We start from the raw sequence: 16,144 nt of genomic DNA, 5'->3' as shown, positions 1-16,144 counted from the left end.
TATACAAAAAGGCGAACCAAATGGTTCGCCTTTTTTATTCAAGTTAGTTTCCAATTCAGTTATCGGTTTCCAACTTAGTTATCTGTGATCAAATACAAAAATTAATCTTCGTAGTTATCGATGCTTGGGCATGAGCAGATTAGGTTACGGTCGCCGTATACGTTATCTACGCGGTTTACTGTTGGCCAGTACTTCCAAGATTTGGTCGCTTTAGAAGGGAAGCAGCCAAGCTCGCGAGAGTAAGGACGGTCCCACTCTTCAGCAGAAAGGTCAACTTGCGTGTGTGGCGCATTAACGAGAGGGTTGTTCTCTAGTGGCCATTCACCGTTTTTCACTTTTTCCATTTCTTCGCGGATAGCGATCATCGCATCACAGAAGCGGTCTAGCTCTTCTAGATCTTCCGATTCCGTTGGCTCAACCATTAGCGTGCCCGCTACAGGGAACGACATAGTTGGTGCGTGGAAACCGTAGTCCATTAGACGCTTCGCAATGTCTTCTTCGCTGATGCCTGTTTCTTCTTTCAGTGGACGAATGTCGATAATACATTCGTGCGCTACACGACCATTTTTGCCACGATAAAGAACAGGGTAGTGTTGGCGAAGTGTTTCCATCACGTAGTTTGCGTTCAGAATTGCTACTTTTGTTGCATCTGTTAGGCCTGCTTCGCCCATCATTGCGATGTAAGCCCAAGAGATAGGTAGGATAGAAGCGCTACCCATATCTGCTGCTGATACTGCAAAATCTTCGCCTTCTACGCCGTCTTCAATATGGCCAGGTAGGAAAGGCGCTAGGTGAGATTTCACTCCGATAGGACCCATACCCGGACCGCCACCACCATGTGGGATACAGAAGGTTTTGTGTAGGTTTAGGTGAGAAACGTCTGAACCGATGAAGCCTGGTGATGTTAGACCAACCTGCGCGTTCATATTAGCGCCGTCTAGGTAAACCTGACCGCCAGCGGCATGAACCATTTCACACACTTCTTTCACTTTCTCTTCGTAAACGCCGTGCGTAGAAGGGTAAGTGATCATAATGCTTGATAGGTTGTCTTTGTGCTTCTCGATTTTCGCTGCTAGGTCGTCGATGTCGATGTTGCCTTCTTCGTCACACTTAACAACCACAACTTTCATTGACACCATAGACGCCGTCGCAGGGTTTGTACCGTGCGCAGAGCTCGGGATCAAACATACGTTGCGGTGACCTTCGCCACGGCTTTCGTGGTAGCGTTGAATCGCGATAAGACCTGCGTACTCACCCGATGCGCCAGAGTTTGGCTGAAGTGAGAATGCGTCGTAGCCTGTGATCTCACAAAGCTTCTCTTTTAGATCTTTCGCTAGTGCTGCATAGCCCGCCGCTTGTTCTGCTGGCGCGAATGGGTGGATAGAACCAAACTCAGGCCAAGTGATTGGAATCATCTCTGCCGCGGCATTCAGCTTCATCGTACAGCTGCCTAGTGGGATCATGCCGTGCGTTAGCGAGAAGTCTTTGTTCTCTAACTGTTTCAGGTAACGCATCATTTGCGTTTCGCTGTGATGCGTATTGAATACAGGGTGAGTCAGGTATTCTGTTGTGCGGCGTAGCGCTTCTGGAATTGCCGCAAACTCGTTGCCTGCGATTTCCGTCGATAGTGCTGCTACGTCTTCTTTTACACCAAAGACTGCAAATAGTGCTTCTACATCAGCGACCGTGGTTGTTTCGTCACAGCTAATACCTAGCTTGCCAGGTAGTAGACGTAGGTTGATGTCTGCTGAAAGTGCTTTTGCGTAAAGCTCTTCTGTTTTTGAACCTGTGTTGATGGTGATGGTATCGAAGAAGCTGTTATGAGCAAGTTCAAAGCCGCCTTTGGTTAGGCCAGCGGCGATAATCGCAGTCATATGGTGTGTACGGCGAGCAATAGTGCGTAGACCTTCTGCGCCGTGGTAAACCGCGTAGAAAGACGCCATGTTCGCTAGCAATGCTTGAGCGGTACAGATGTTCGATGTCGCTTTTTCGCGGCGGATATGCTGCTCACGGGTTTGCATTGCCATACGCAGTGCTTGGTTGCCGTTAGTATCGATAGAAACACCGATCACACGACCTGGCATGGTGCGCTTGTGTTTGTCACGTGTTGCCATGAATGCCGCGTGTGGACCGCCGTAACCCATAGGAACGCCGAAACGTTGTGCAGAGCCAATTGCTACGTCTGCGCCCATTTCACCAGCAGGTTTCAATAGGGTAGAAGCAAGCAGGTCAGTCGCAACAGTGACAAGCGTTTTGTTTGCTTGCGCTTTTGCGATGATGTCCGTTAGGTCACGAACTTCACCTGTTGTGCTTGGGTATTGAACTAGTGCGCCGAACACGTCTTGCTCTGGTAGGGATTCTAGCGAACCAACCAGAACTTCAAAGCCGATGAATTTTGCACGAGTTTTTACTACTTCTAGCGTTTGTGGGTGAACATCGTCAGCCACAAAGAATACGTTGCTCTTGTTCTTACCCGCGCGCTTACACAGAGTCATTGCTTCTGCCGCTGCTGTTGCTTCGTCTAGCAATGAGGCGTTCGCGATTTCCATACCAGTAAGATCCATCACCATTTGTTGGTAGTTTAGAAGTGCTTCTAAACGACCTTGTGAGATCTCTGGTTGGTAAGGTGTGTAAGCGGTATACCAGCCAGGGTTTTCTAGCACGTTACGTAGAATGACGTTTGGAGTAAACGTGTTGTAGTAGCCCTGGCCAATGAATGTACGTTTAATTTGGTTTTGTTTAGCAAACTGCTTCATCGTTACTAGCATGTCTGCTTCGCTTTTCGCTTCTGCCAACGTCATTGGTTGTTCTAGGCGAATTTGTGCAGGCACGGTTTCTTCGATGAGGGCGTCAAGGCTTACCGCGTTGATGGCATCCAACATTTTTTGTTGGTCTGATTTGCTTGGTCCGTTGTGGCGTCCAACGAACTCATTTTGGGTACTGAGGCTTTGAAGTAATTCAGTCATTGTCCTTTACCTACTCCTTGGCTCGGGTAACGGAAATGGTCGTTAGTGACACATTTAATTATACGTCCGAACCTAGAAAAAAAGCTGCTCTCTAAACAGGCTAGGGAACAGCTTTCGTCACATCCTAATTACTCTTCTTCGATAGAGTTTAGGTATTCTTCCGCGTCTTTTAAGTCATCCAACTCAGATGGGTTTGAAAGCTTCACTTTCACAATCCAACCACCTTCGTACGGTTCTTCGTTGATTAGCTCTGGGCTGTCTTCTAGTTCTTCGTTGATTTCTACGATTTCACCGGTAACAGGAGAGTAGATATCTGACGCTGCTTTTACAGACTCAACCAAAGAGAAGCTTTCACCTGCTTCTACTTCGTCTTCTACGTCTGGTAGGTCAACGAATACTACGTCACCCAACATTTCTTGCGCATGCTCAGAAATACCAAGTGTTACTGTGCCGTCACCGTTGTCACGTACCCACTCGTGGCTATCTGTAAACTTCAGTGTTTTGTCCATTGCTTAATCTCCAAATAACTTGTCAGGAATTATTGTGATTTTTAAAAAATCGTTTATTGGTAAAGAGGGAAGCGACTGCAAAGCTCTTTTACTTCTTTGCGAACGCGTTTTTCAACGTCTGCGTCACCTTCTGGGTTGTTCACCAAACCATCCAGTACGTCACCAATCCAATTACCGATGAGTTTGAATTCTTCAGCGCCAAAGCCGCGGCTTGTACCCGCAGGCGTTCCTAAACGGATGCCCGATGTAATCATAGGCTTCTCTGTATCGAATGGGATGCCATTTTTGTTACATGTGATCCCAGCACGTTCTAGAGCTTCTTCTGCTTTGTTGCCTTTCAAGCCCTTAGGGCGAAGGTCAACCAGCATTAGGTGCGTGTCTGTGCCACCAGTTACGATGTCGCAACCGCGAGTTTGCAATACTTCCGCTAGGACTTTTGCGTTATTGATCACCGAATCAATATAAGTTTTAAATTCAGGGCCAAGCGCTTCTCCAAATGCAACCGCTTTTGCTGCGATAACGTGCATCAGTGGGCCGCCTTGTAGGCCAGGGAATACGGCGGAGTTGATTTTCTTAATGATGTCTTCGTGGTTAGTAAGAATCATACCGCCGCGAGGGCCACGCAATGTTTTGTGTGTTGTGGTTGTCACAACATGCGCATGTGGCAATGGGCTAGGGTGTGCACCTGTTGCGATAAGGCCAGCAATGTGCGCCATATCGACCATAAGAATTGCGCCAACTTCGTCAGCGATTTCACGGAACTTAGCAAAATCGATAACGCGTGGAATAGCACTGCCACCTGCGATGATCATCTTTGGTTTGTGTTCTACTGCAAGTGCACGAACGTCGTCGTAGTTGATTTCCAGTGTTTCGCGATCAACGCCGTATTGAACTGCGTTAAACCATTTACCAGAAAGTGCTGGGCGTGCACCGTGCGTTAGGTGGCCACCAGCGTCCAAAGACATGCCAAGAATGGTGTCGCCTGGTTGAAGAAGAGCCAGTTTCACCGCACCATTTGCTTGAGCGCCTGAGTGAGGTTGAACGTTTGCGTATTCGCAATTAAAAAGTTTTTTCGCACGTTCGATGGCAATGGCTTCCACTGTATCTACGTGCTCACAACCACCGTAGTAACGACGACCTGGATAACCTTCAGCGTATTTGTTTGTTAGGCATGTGCCTTGAGCTTGCATTACCGCTTTAGAAACAATGTTCTCAGAAGCGATAAGTTCGATTTGTTCGTTTTGGCGAGCGGATTCCGCCTGAATTCCAGCAAAGACAGCATCATCTGTCGCAGAGAGGTTGGTAGAGAAAAAGTTTTCCAAGCTGTGGTTAGGGTAACTCTTATTCATGGTAGTTGACCTTCCAAATCTTAAAATGAACCCGCAATAGATGAATTATGATTTGCGGTTGTGGTTCATTTGTCCTCAAAACAGCTGAACTGCATAGCAGAACAGAGTGAACATCCGGCCCTAAATGTGGGCAAAAACTCCGTCGGATTGCGTGTTTCCTTTACCAATCTCTTACGGAAATATGCATCTCTACATCTAACAAGTTGGTAACATAGCGCCTGCAGCGGGAACAATCAACCAAAAATTTCCTATAGGAAACAAGATTTCAAAATTTGTTAACAAGAGCACGGTTTAATTCACTTGGTGGACTTTTATCCACTATGTGCTTCATGCACAATGCTAGTAGGACAAAAATAAGGATATCTATAGAGGGATTTATGGCAGAAAGTATTTACGATGAATACCCATCGATGACGTTAGCGAAAGAGCAAAATGATCAAAATATCGAGCCGTTAAAGCTGGGTCAGCGTATCAAGGATATCCGCTCAAAACTTGGTATTACACTAGAAGAAGCCAGTCAGCGAACAGGGCTTGCTCGTTCTACACTAAGTAAAATAGAAAATGAGCAGATCTCTCCGACATTTCAAGCAATGCAAAAATTGGCGCTTGGCTTACAAATTGATATGCCGCAACTCTTTGAACCGCCTAGAAAAAAAGTTGCAACAGGGCGTAGAGATGTTACCAAGAAGAATGAAGGCAAACCACACCCAACGCAAACCTATGAACATGAGCTGCTCGCTACTCAACTTTCCAATAAGAAAATGATGCCGTTTAAGAGCCAAATTCGTGCTCGCAGTTTTGATGAATATAAAGACTGGGTTCGTCATGATGGTGAAGAATTTCTGCTTATCTTATCTGGTGAGGTCATGTTCTATTCTGAGTTCTACGAACCTGTCGTTCTAAGCGAGGGCGACAGCGTCTATTACGATGCGAACATGGGACATATGTTGACCAGTGTTAGCGAGGAAGATGCGCACATTTTGTGGGTGACAGCCAAATAGTGATAAATAATTGTAAATTTCCTATAGTGAAAGCAAACGATTGCTGTCGGTAGTCGTTATGATGAAAAGGCGCTTTTTGATGAGAACACACTCATTAAAGCGCTTTTTTTGTACGATTTGTTGTGATTAAAATGTTAAGAGTCACACTTTTGCAAGTCGATCCACGTCTTGTTCGTGCAAAATAGAATGAGCCGTGTTTATTATTGGAAACACATCGAATGCCGATAGCATTCTCGGGTCTATCTAAATGGAGACGAAAATGACTCAAGAACTACTGAAAACACCACTACACGCACTTCACGTTGAAGTTGGTGCAAAAATGGTCCCGTTCGCGGGTTACGATATGCCTGTTCAGTATCCTCTAGGCGTAAAAAAGGAACACTTACACACTCGTGATGCGGCAGGTCTGTTTGATGTTTCTCATATGGGACAACTTCGCCTACTCGGTGACGGTGCAGCTGCGTTCCTAGAAACATTAGTGCCAGTGGATATTGTGGATCTTGAGTCTGGTAAACAGCGTTATGCGTTCTTCACTAATGAAGAGGGCGGCATCATGGATGACTTGATGGTAGCGAACCTAGGCGATCATCTTTTTGTGGTTGTGAACGCGGCATGCAAAGAACAAGACATTGCACACCTACAAGCGCATTTGCCATCTGGTGTTGAGCTAGACATTATCGAAGACCGTGCTCTGCTTGCGATCCAAGGTCCTAAAGCGGCAGCTGTATTGGCGCGTTTTGCCCCAGAAGTTTCTGACATGCTGTTCATGGATATTTGTAAAGTCGATATTTTAGGCGCCGAATGCATTGTTTCTCGTAGTGGCTACACTGGCGAAGATGGTTACGAGATCTCGGTTCCTGCTGACAAGGCAGAAGAACTCGCACGTAAACTGACCGCGGAAGAGGAAGTTGAATGGATTGGCCTTGGTGCTCGTGATTCACTTCGTCTTGAGTGTGGTCTTTGCCTATACGGTCACGACCTAGACACAACAACTACGCCTGTAGAAGCAAGCTTGTTATGGGGCATCCAAAAGGTTCGTCGTATCGGCGGTGAACGTGAAGGTGGTTTCCCAGGTGCGGATATTATTCTTAAGCAGATCGAGACCAAAGATGTGGCGCGCAAGCGTGTCGGTTTGGTTGGCCAAACTAAAGCACCAGTCCGTGAAGGCGCGGAATTGTTTGATGCTGATGGCGTTAAAATTGGCGTTGTAACCAGCGGTACTGCGGGTCCAAATGCAGGTAAGCCTGTCTCAATGGGTTATGTGCGTGCTGATCTTGCTGCGATTGGTACCGAATTGTTCGCTGAAGTACGCGGTAAAATGCTACCAATGACGGTTGAGAAAATGCCGTTTGTACCGCAACGTTACTACCGCGGTTAGGTTACCCATTATTGTCATTCTTCGCGTATTCGCGAGGCAAGAAACAAGCAAAAATGCCGAGCTTTCTAGCTCGGCATTTTTATGTATATCGGTTTTATTTATACGCTTGGAAGTTATCGTAGTTTCTGCAGCCTTATCCGACCGCTTTGTCGATTGTACAACACATGTCGATAACGATATCTTCAAGTTTTTCCGGATGAATCATGTCTTCTTTTGCAATCCCAAACTGAGACGCCATGATCGTATTAAACAACTCCCAATGTTTGATCAGCATTTTTTCGCGATTATCAGCGATGTCAGGCCATGTCTCTTGCATCATCGGAGTAAGACTGATTGCACCATGTGCAAAAATCAACATCTGCCACTTTGATTCCCACTGATCAAATTGGGCGTTAGGGTTTTCACTGTTGTACTGCTCAAAAATTCCGGTAAATATCGCAGCAAACTCATCTTTTGACTTTAAGAAATACTGCAGCAGGGCACCATCATCACCTTGGCGAATAGCATCAGCGATCATCTGTACTGGGTGAGGATTAACGAGCGCAAATGCCAGCATGCGAACCATGAACAGATAAATTTTTCTATTCGAAGGTGTGTTCTCAGGCATCTCATTGATTAATTCAGCCATATAGCACTGCATGAATTCATCCATCGCGTCGCTAACCGCTTGCCAAATCTTCTCTTTGCTGCCGAAGTGGTGACGGATCAAACTATGTGAAACACCAGCCTTTTCACTGATATTGCGCAGTGAGACACGCTCGTAACCAAGTTCACAAAACATATCTGCTGCCACCTTAAGGATCAGACACTTAGTTTGTTCTGCGGCTTCAGCACTTCTACGCCCCTGCTTTCTTTCATTCATAGTTCGAATTTTCCCGAATATTAATCAACGCGCTTACTTTTACCAGAAACCGGACGCTTTGACTAATTAATTTGCTTTCCACCTGGAAAATATCTTGATCGATTTCAAATTCTGCATATACTGCACGGCTGTGTAATAAATAAAACCTACGGAGAAAGCGGGTGCGAAAACAATATTTAAAGCGCACTTTAGTTGGTGCTGTGGTGACATTAAGTCTCTCTGGCATGCTAACTGGGTGTAACAAAGCCATTTCCGAGCCGTCTGAACCTTTAATCAAACCTGTAAAATTACTGGCGGTGAAAGATCTAGAAGTTGAAGACTCGCATGCCTTTTTAGCGCGTATTGATGCGACACATCGCGCACAGCTTTCTTTTCAGGTTGGTGGTGAGGTCGATGAATTACTTGTTCGCATGGGCCAAGAGGTAAAAAAAGGTGAAGTGCTTGCAACGTTAGACCCTAAAGATCTTCAGCTTGCGTTAGACGCCTCTCAAGCACAATTCGCGTTAGCAAAAACGCAATGGGAGCGCGCGAAAAACCTTTATGGAAAAAAGCTGATTAGTACAGATGAGTACGACCAGAAAGAAACTCAATATAAAGCGGCATTGGCAAACTACGAACAAGCCAAAACAGATTTGAGTTATACCAAGATTCACGCACCTTTTGATGGCATCGTGTCATACACCTATGTTAACCCGTTTCAAGTGGTCGCAGAGAAGCAAGAGATCCTGAATCTTATCGATAACACGACCTTAGATGTGTCGTTCACACTGCCAGTCAGTTATGCGGAATCCGTATCACTTGAGTCACTGCAAAACTCCGATATGTGGGTGACGATGGATAGCGAGCCAGGAAAACGTATCCCTGGAAAATTTAAAGAAATTTCGACTCAGCCAAATATCGATACCAACAGTTATGAGGCGATCGTAACCATCACTCGACCAGAAGATCGCAATTTGCTAACAGGTATGACAGGGCAGGTGCACATAGCTAAACAACATCTATCGGACGCGATGACGTTGCCTCAATCTGCTTGGGTAAACAAAAAAGAGACGCAAGGCGAAGTGTGGGTAATGGACAGAAACACACAGCAAGTTAATAAAGTCACAGTGTCTCTTGATGCCTCTGGAGGTGTGAAAGCAGGGCTTGATAACAATGATTACGTTGTTGTTGCTGGCGTTGAGCGACTGGTCGAAGGACAAGTCGTGAAAGCTTGGGTTCGTGAGGGAGGCATTTAATGAAACGATCTCTATTTACGATCTCTGCAATTGCGCTTGCAGTTTTAACGGGTTGCAAAAATGAAAACCAAGCTGTCGTCGAGCAGCCGCTTTTTGTGTCGACTATCTCTGTGGATGCGCCGGTACAAAGCCAATATCGAGCTTTTAAAGGAATAGTTGTACCAGCAGAGCAAACACCTATGGCATCCCGCCGCGCGGGAGAAATTCAACACGTGTTGGTGAAAGCGGGCGACGTTGTTAAGCAAGGCCAAATGATCGCAAAGTTGGATGACAGTAAAGAAAAGCAAGCCGTAAATGACGCAGAAGCGCAATATACACTGGCGATTCGTCAGCTCAAACGCGGCGAAGACCTACACGCACGTCAGATGATCTCAAAGGCCGAGCTTGATGAGCTAACGGCTAATAAAGAGTTGGCAGAGGCTAATTTCTATAACGCCACCAATCAATTGAACTACACCCGTTTATTCGCCCCGTTTGCCGGTAAAGTGTCTGACGTTTTCAAAGAGCGTTTTGAACGTGTGGCAGTTGGGGAGCCGGTTTTGAACCTATACCAAAACGATTTGGTGTACGTGCGTATTGAGCTTTCCGACAATGTTCTCGCTATGGTGGACCCAAATTCAGACAACATGAGTTACAAGCCTAGAGCCACCTTCTCCGGCATTAATGACACATTTGCTTTGGACTATTTAGAGCACACAAGTGAGCCTAACTCCGAAACTCAAACTTACGAAATGTATTTGACGATGCCACAGCCAGAACCAGAGATATTGCCGGGAACCAGCGTCAGTGTTCTGGTCGATATGGTGAAAGCGGGGATTACCTCCATCGATGGTTACAGTATTCCAGTAACGGCGCTTCAAGCGGGCAGCGAAGAGAATGAGTTCTTTGTATGGAAAAAAGATGGTGACGTTGTCACTCGGGGGCCTGTGATGATTTCTCAAGTGAATGGCAACGGAGCCATTGTGTCGTCGGGAGTTAAGGAAGGCGACGTTCTGATTAATTCAAACCTACGTAAATTACGTGAAGGGAAACATGTGGATGTTGTGGAGAAGAAACAATAATGAACATTGCTGAGTACTCAATAAAAAATAAAGTCATCAGTTGGTTGTTCATTATTATCCTTGCTGTTGGTGGTCTAACGTCGTTTTTGGAGCTTGGACGACTAGAAGACCCGGCATTTACGATTAAAGATGCCATGATCATTTCAACATACCCTGGCGCGACGTCGAAAGAGGTTGAAGAAGAGCTGACGTATCCTTTAGAAAAAGAGATTCGAAAACTCCCTTATATAGACAAAATTACCTCTACGTCTTCTGATGGTATGTCTCAAATCACGGTCAGTATGGAAATGGACTATGGTCCTGATGAACTGCCGCAAATTTGGGATGAAATGCGCCGTGAAATTAATGACTTGCGACCAACTTTGCCTCAGGGCGTACAATCTTTGCAGATCATTGATGATTTCGGTGACGTTTATGGCGTGATGCTGATGCTCACTGGCGATGACTACGATTATGTCGAGCTAAAACGCTATGCTGATTACCTGACTCGTGAAATCGAGCTGGTTGATGGCGTAGGAAAGGTGGATATCACGGGCGATCAACAAGAAATGCTGTTTGTTGAGATCTCTCTTGACCGCCTTGCGGCATTGAACTTAGACATGAACGTGGTTGCGAGCTTGTTGAACCAACAAAATAATGTGGTTTCAGCAGGGGAAGTGATGGTCAATGGCGAAAGCCTTGTCATTCGTCCAAGTGGTACCTTAAACACCGTAGAAGCGCTAGAAAACTTGATCATTCATGGTCGTGACACTGGGAACCTAATTCGTCTAAAAGACGTAGCAACGATTTCTCGTGGTATCCAAGAGAAGCCAAGCAACGTCGTACTCTTTAACGGTCAAAAAGCGATTAATATCGGTATCTCGTTTGCGTCAGGTGTGAACGTGGTTGAGGTTGGCGAACGTTTGGATGCGGAGCTTGCGAGCCTTGAGTCTATCAAGCCTGCTGGCATCGATATGAACTACTTTTACAACCAAGCCAATGAAGTGGATGAGTCCGTTAAAGCGTTCGTAATTAGCCTAGCAGAGGCAGTGGCGATCGTTATCATCGTTCTGCTGTTTACGATGGGCTTACGCAGTGGTGTCATCATTGGCGTCGTGCTGTTATTGACGGTGTTCGGTACCTTCATCTTGATGAACTACAACAATATCGAGCTGCACCGTATTTCTCTTGGCGCGTTAATTATTGCTCTGGGTATGCTGGTTGATAACGCGATTGTGGTCGTGGAAGGCATCTTGGTTGGCCTAAAAAAAGGGCGCACTAAAGTTCAAGCGGCCGTCGATATTGTAAAGCAAACACAGTGGCCTTTGCTTGGCGCAACCATCATTGCGATTACGGCTTTTGCACCTATCGGTTTGTCGCAAGATGCAACGGGTGAATTCATGGGCTCTCTATTCTGGGTGCTGTGTTTCTCACTATTTTTGAGCTGGATTACCGCTATTACGCTGACGCCATTCCTCGCAGATCTATTGTTGAAAGAAGAGGACAAGGGCCAAGATACTAACGAAGAAGATCCCTATAAAGGTTGGCTGTTTGTTGTATTTGGCGCATCGCTGAAATTCGCACTGCGATTCCGTTGGCTAACGGTTGCTGGCATGGTCGCGCTATTAGTGGGTGCTGTCGTGGCATTTGGTAATGTAAAACAGCAGTTCTTCCCACCATCGAACACGCCGATGTTTTACGTTGATATGTGGATGCCAGAAGGTACGGATATCCGCGAAACGATCAAAAAAGCCGAAGAAGTGGAAAGCTACATTCGTCAGCAAGACGATATTGACTTTGTTTCTGCTTCAATTGGGCAGGGTTTGCAGCGTTTTGCTCTTACGTATCAGCCAGAGAAAAGTTACGAAGCGTACGCCCAGTTCCAAGTTCGCGCTACTGATCGTGAGAACATGTTCGGTTTGTTGCACAAGTTAGACGCTAACCTTGCGAAGACGTTTTATGCACCGACATTTCAATTTAAATTGATGGAATTTGGCCCTTCGCCAGCGTCTAAGATCGAAGCGCGTATTACTGGTCCCGATCCACAAGTCTTACGTGACTTGGCGGTGCAAGTGGAAGATATCCTTCATACCGACCCTGGCGCTCGAAATATTCGTCACGATTGGCGAGAGCGTACTAAGGAGCTGGTGCCTGTTTTCAATGAGTCTAAAGCTCGCCGCTTAGGCATTTCGAAAGAAGATCTTTCAAGCACACTGCAAATGGCGTTTGGTGGTAGCACGTTGGGTTACTTACGCGATGGTACACACACTTTGCCAATTATGACGCGCCTTCCTGAAGAAGAACGCGTGGACTTTGAATCACTACAAAACGTGACCATTTGGAGCCCATCACTGCAAACGTATATTCCGGTCGACCAAGTGATTGATGGCGTTAAATTGGATTGGAGCGAGCCGCTAATTCAGCGTCGTGACCGTAAGCGCACGTTAACTGTGCTCGCTGACCACGATGTGTTGAGCGACGACACGGCGGCAAGCTTATTTGCGCGTGTGCAGCCTAAAGTGATGGCACTGCATATTCCAGAAGGTTACGAAATCACATGGGGTGGTGAGTATGAATCATCGAAAGATGCGCAAGAAGGTCTGTTTGGTTCGTTGCCTATGGGTTACTTGTTGATGTTCATCATTACTATTTTGCTGTTTAACTCAATTAAAAAGCCGTTGGTCATTTGGTTCACCGTGCCGTTGGCGATCATTGGTGTTGCTTTTGGTTTGCTTACCACGAATATGCCGTTCAGCTTTACAGCATTCCTTGGTTTGCTGAGCCTAAGTGGGATGATTTTGAAAAACGGTATTGTGTTGCTTGATCAAATTAACCTTGAGTTGGAGTCAGGGAAAGAGCCTTACCTCGCGATTATCGATAGTGCGATCAGTCGTGTTCGTCCGGTAAGTATGGCTGCTCTGACGACCATCTTGGGGATGATTCCACTCGTCTTCGATGCCTTCTTTGGATCGATGGCAATAACGATTATGGCAGGTCTTGGTTTTGCTACAGTACTGACACTGATTGTAGTGCCAGTGATGTTTGCGATTCTGTTTAGGGTAAAACCGACCACTGCATAGGGACTCCTGGCTATTTGCCAGCTTCCTGCCTAGCCCTGAAGGTTTTCTTCAGGGCTTTTTTGATCTTACCAATGTACAGCAACCCATTCATTTACTTGATTCTAATGATTTTCTTACGAATGCAATGCAAATCATGCGTATACTGATGGAACGACACATCAAAGAGCGAGATAACATGAACAAGCGCGTATTACACGGACTCTTCTTCGTCGGTTCTTTCACCTTGGTCGGCTGTACTACGACAGACAGTATGACTACAGAAGAGGCTAAGCAAGCCGTTCCTAAAATCAACAGCGTTAGCACTGAAGTCATCTCCAACTGGATTGATAGCAAGGTTTTAGCGCCTGAAGGGCTTTCACTCGAACAAGACAATCTACGTTATATATCGGGTAGCGCCGACTTAAACAGCGATGGCAATGCAGAACACATTGTATTGCTACAGGACCGTTATTTCTGTGGCAGCGGTGGTTGTGCAGCTTATATGTTTGATAATGAGGGGAACGTTATCAATCGAATGTCTGTCACTCGCACGCCTATTGTACTTGCAGATAGTTACAGCAATGGCTGGCAAGATTTCATCGTTTGGAGTAATGGCTCATATCGACTCATGAGTTACAACGGTGAATCTTACCCGAGTAACCCTTCTTTGGAGCCAAAGGTGGATCGTGACTCAAACCAGCAGGCGGCAATTGCGAATGTAATGGCGACAGAGCTTTATCAGCAAGATGGCTATGACATTATGCCCGCTGATTCGAAAACTTTGTGGACGCCAGCCAATGTATACCACTTCACCTTTAAACATTACGGTGATCCGCATAGTACTTATAAAGCGACGGTGGATATGAATAGTGGGGAAGTAGACATTGTTGCCGTTCCGGCTGCGGAATAAAAAACACCTCCCTTAACCGGAATTAAAGGGAGGTGCTGAATGCCAAATTCGAGGGTGGCATTGTTAAGCGGAGTAATTCTGTTTATGCCGCGACTTCTTGTTTGGCTTCTGCTTTGCTTTTTAAGAAAGCGTAAGTAAAGCCAGTTACTGCTGTACCAGCTGCGATAGCCACTAAGTACATTAACACTGGTGAAATGGCGTTAGGGATTAACAGTACGAACAGACCGCCGTGTGGTGCCATTAATTTTGCACCGAACAGCATGGATAGGGCACCAGTAAGCGCGCCACCTGCCATACAAGATGGAATCACACGCATTGGATCTTTGGCGGCAAATGGAATTGCGCCTTCAGAGATGAAACACAGGCCCAATACAAATGATGCTTTACCAGCCTCACGTTCATTTTGTTCAAATTTGTTCTTCGCAATGAAGGTCGCTAAACCCATACCTAGCGCAGGAACCATACCTGCTGCCATGATTGCTGCCATTGGCGCGTAAGTTTGCGAAGCCAATAGACCGACGCCAAATGCGTAAGCGGCTTTGTTTACTGGGCCACCTAGGTCGAAACACATCATCGCACCAAGGATAATACCTAGCAGAACTGCACTGTCAGATCCCATGTTGTTTAGGAAGTCAGTCAGGCCGTTCATGATGCCTGAAACTGGGCCACCTACGATGTAGATCATCACAAGGCCGGTGAACAGTGTTGCCACAAATGGAATGATCAGAATTGGTTTAAGCGCTTCCATCGATTGTGGGAGTTTTACTTTGTCCGCAAGGAGCTTCGCTGCATAACCGGCAATGAAGCCAGCTGCGATACCTCCTAGGAAACCAGCACCCGTTGAACTTGCTAGCATACCGCCAACAAGACCAGGAGCCAGGCCCGGACGGTCAGCAATTGAGAACGCGATGTAACCCGCAAGAACAGGAATCATCAATGCGAATGCAGAGCCACCACCAATGTTCATCAATGCTGCAGCTAGCGTGCCTTCTTCTTTAAATGCTTCAATGCCAAACACGAACGATAGGGCGATGATCAAACCACCAGCGACAACCACAGGCAGCATGTGCGATACCCCTGTCATCAAGTGTTTGTAAGCGCCTTTCTTCTCGTCTGCTGCCGAAGCAGAATTTGCAGAACCTGAATGTTGGTAAATCGTGGCTTGCTCGAATGCTTTGTCCATCTCTTCGGCTGTTTTCTTCAGAGCTGGGCCTGTTTTCGTGCGGTACATCTTTTTGCCGTTGAAGCGATCAAGTGGCACTTCGATATCTGCAGCAATGATCACTAGATCAGCGTCTGCGATGTCTTGATCTGTCAGTTGGTTTTTCGCACCAACTGAACCACGAGTTTCCACCTTGATTTGATGGCCACGGCGTTTGCCTTCTTCTTCTAGCGCTTCTGCTGCCATAAAGGTATGCGCAACGCCAGTAGGACAAGCGGTGATTGCGACAATTTTCTTCGCTGCTGATGTTGCTTCAGGAGTGATAGGGGCTGCAAGTGTGGTTGCTTTTTCAAGTAAAGTGGCGTTTTCAACCGCTTGCTGGAGAAACGCAGTTGCGTCTTTTGCTACTTCGCGGATTTCCGCTTGGTAAACCTTTTTCCCTACGAAACGAGAAGTATCCACGCAAGTATTTGCCGCAATGATAATGACTTCTGCTTGCTCAACGTCAGCTTCCGTCAGCAATGTAGGTTCAACCACACTTGATTGACATTCGATTTTTGCATTCCAGGTTAATTTTGCGGCTGCTTGTTCTAGTAACCCTGCCGCAAGGATGCTATTTGCAACACCGCTCGGACAGGCAGTAATAATGGCAATATTCATACGATAACCTTCT

General features: G+C 46.3%; 11 protein-coding genes. 6 read left to right on the top strand and 5 right to left on the bottom strand.

Annotated features, from left to right (window positions below; all coding sequences use genetic code 11):
* Nucleotides 1-101 precede the first annotated feature (101 nt).
* From gcvP to NB463_RS10670, 3 genes are all read right to left on the bottom strand, one after another.
* Nucleotides 102-2,966: an aminomethyl-transferring glycine dehydrogenase gene (gene gcvP / locus NB463_RS10680; protein ID WP_258431169.1), complete on the bottom strand. Its 2,865-nt coding sequence runs from the start codon at nucleotides 2,964-2,966 to the stop codon at nucleotides 102-104.
* Nucleotides 2,967-3,094: 128 nt separating this feature from the next.
* Complete coding sequence (gene gcvH, locus NB463_RS10675) at nucleotides 3,095-3,475, bottom strand: glycine cleavage system protein GcvH (RefSeq protein WP_046876056.1); 381 nt, start codon at nucleotides 3,473-3,475, stop codon at nucleotides 3,095-3,097.
* Between the two features lie 53 nt (nucleotides 3,476-3,528).
* A complete protein-coding gene (locus tag NB463_RS10670) occupies nucleotides 3,529-4,824 on the bottom strand; it encodes a serine hydroxymethyltransferase (RefSeq protein ID WP_005395177.1) in 1,296 nt (431 codons plus the stop codon).
* 377 nt (nucleotides 4,825-5,201) lie between these two features.
* Between NB463_RS10670 and NB463_RS10665 the strand changes: the two genes are divergently transcribed.
* Together NB463_RS10665 and gcvT are read left to right on the top strand one after the other, a co-directional pair.
* Nucleotides 5,202-5,825 (top strand): helix-turn-helix domain-containing protein, encoded by a 624-nt coding sequence (locus tag NB463_RS10665; protein WP_005395176.1) that lies wholly within the window; start codon nucleotides 5,202-5,204, stop codon nucleotides 5,823-5,825.
* A 259-nt stretch (nucleotides 5,826-6,084) separates the two neighbouring features.
* Nucleotides 6,085-7,203 carry a glycine cleavage system aminomethyltransferase GcvT gene (gene gcvT / locus NB463_RS10660; protein WP_258431168.1) on the top strand — a complete coding sequence of 373 codons (1,119 nt, stop codon included), beginning with the start codon at nucleotides 6,085-6,087 and terminating at the stop codon, nucleotides 7,201-7,203.
* Between the two features lie 133 nt (nucleotides 7,204-7,336).
* Here the strand turns inward: gcvT and vdeR are convergent, their stop codons facing one another.
* Entirely contained in the window at nucleotides 7,337-8,065 is a 729-nt protein-coding gene (gene vdeR, locus NB463_RS10655; protein ID WP_006742273.1) for an efflux transporter transcriptional repressor VdeR, read from the bottom strand.
* 161 nt (nucleotides 8,066-8,226) lie between these two features.
* Here vdeR and NB463_RS10650 point away from each other — a divergent pair, with 161 nt between their 5' ends.
* The 4 genes from NB463_RS10650 to NB463_RS10635 all read left to right on the top strand — a co-directional run bounded on the left by NB463_RS10650 (nucleotide 8,227) and on the right by NB463_RS10635 (nucleotide 14,309).
* Entirely contained in the window at nucleotides 8,227-9,300 is a 1,074-nt protein-coding gene (locus NB463_RS10650) for an efflux RND transporter periplasmic adaptor subunit (RefSeq protein WP_006742272.1), read from the top strand.
* On the top strand, nucleotides 9,300-10,361 hold the full coding sequence (locus tag NB463_RS10645; RefSeq protein WP_258431167.1) for an efflux RND transporter periplasmic adaptor subunit: 1,062 nt from the start codon (nucleotides 9,300-9,302) through the stop codon (nucleotides 10,359-10,361). The genes NB463_RS10650 and NB463_RS10645 overlap by 1 nt, the downstream gene beginning before the upstream one ends.
* On the top strand, nucleotides 10,361-13,420 hold the full coding sequence (locus NB463_RS10640) for an efflux RND transporter permease subunit (RefSeq protein ID WP_258431166.1): 3,060 nt from the start codon (nucleotides 10,361-10,363) through the stop codon (nucleotides 13,418-13,420). The genes NB463_RS10645 and NB463_RS10640 overlap by 1 nt, the downstream gene beginning before the upstream one ends.
* A gap of 175 nt (nucleotides 13,421-13,595) precedes the next feature.
* Nucleotides 13,596-14,309 (top strand): hypothetical protein, encoded by a 714-nt coding sequence (locus NB463_RS10635; RefSeq protein WP_085343740.1) that lies wholly within the window; start codon nucleotides 13,596-13,598, stop codon nucleotides 14,307-14,309.
* Between the two features lie 82 nt (nucleotides 14,310-14,391).
* On the opposite strand, the gene fruA is transcribed toward NB463_RS10635, so the two are convergent.
* Entirely contained in the window at nucleotides 14,392-16,131 is a 1,740-nt protein-coding gene (gene fruA, locus NB463_RS10630; protein WP_048625003.1) for a PTS fructose transporter subunit IIBC, read from the bottom strand.
* Nucleotides 16,132-16,144 lie beyond the last annotated feature (13 nt).

It is taken from the genome of Vibrio sp. RM-41-2B (assembly GCF_024744415.1).
GTDB classification, from domain to species: domain Bacteria; phylum Pseudomonadota; class Gammaproteobacteria; order Enterobacterales; family Vibrionaceae; genus Vibrio; species Vibrio diabolicus.
The sequence above is the reverse complement of the archived record's forward strand: the minus strand, read 5'-3'. Positions and strand labels throughout refer to the sequence as shown.

Coding starts and splice junctions, on each gene's coding strand:
- gcvP (WP_258431169.1), bottom strand. CDS start 2,966: ATGACTGAATTACTTCAAAGCCTCAGTACCCAAAATGAGTTCGTTGGA.
- gcvH (WP_046876056.1), bottom strand. CDS start 3,475: ATGGACAAAACACTGAAGTTTACAGATAGCCACGAGTGGGTACGTGAC.
- NB463_RS10670 (WP_005395177.1), bottom strand. CDS start 4,824: ATGAATAAGAGTTACCCTAACCACAGCTTGGAAAACTTTTTCTCTACC.
- NB463_RS10665 (WP_005395176.1), top strand. CDS start 5,202: ATGGCAGAAAGTATTTACGATGAATACCCATCGATGACGTTAGCGAAA.
- gcvT (WP_258431168.1), top strand. CDS start 6,085: ATGACTCAAGAACTACTGAAAACACCACTACACGCACTTCACGTTGAA.
- vdeR (WP_006742273.1), bottom strand. CDS start 8,065: ATGAATGAAAGAAAGCAGGGGCGTAGAAGTGCTGAAGCCGCAGAACAA.
- NB463_RS10645 (WP_258431167.1), top strand. CDS start 9,300: ATGAAACGATCTCTATTTACGATCTCTGCAATTGCGCTTGCAGTTTTA.
- NB463_RS10640 (WP_258431166.1), top strand. CDS start 10,361: ATGAACATTGCTGAGTACTCAATAAAAAATAAAGTCATCAGTTGGTTG.
- NB463_RS10635 (WP_085343740.1), top strand. CDS start 13,596: ATGAACAAGCGCGTATTACACGGACTCTTCTTCGTCGGTTCTTTCACC.
- fruA (WP_048625003.1), bottom strand. CDS start 16,131: ATGAATATTGCCATTATTACTGCCTGTCCGAGCGGTGTTGCAAATAGC.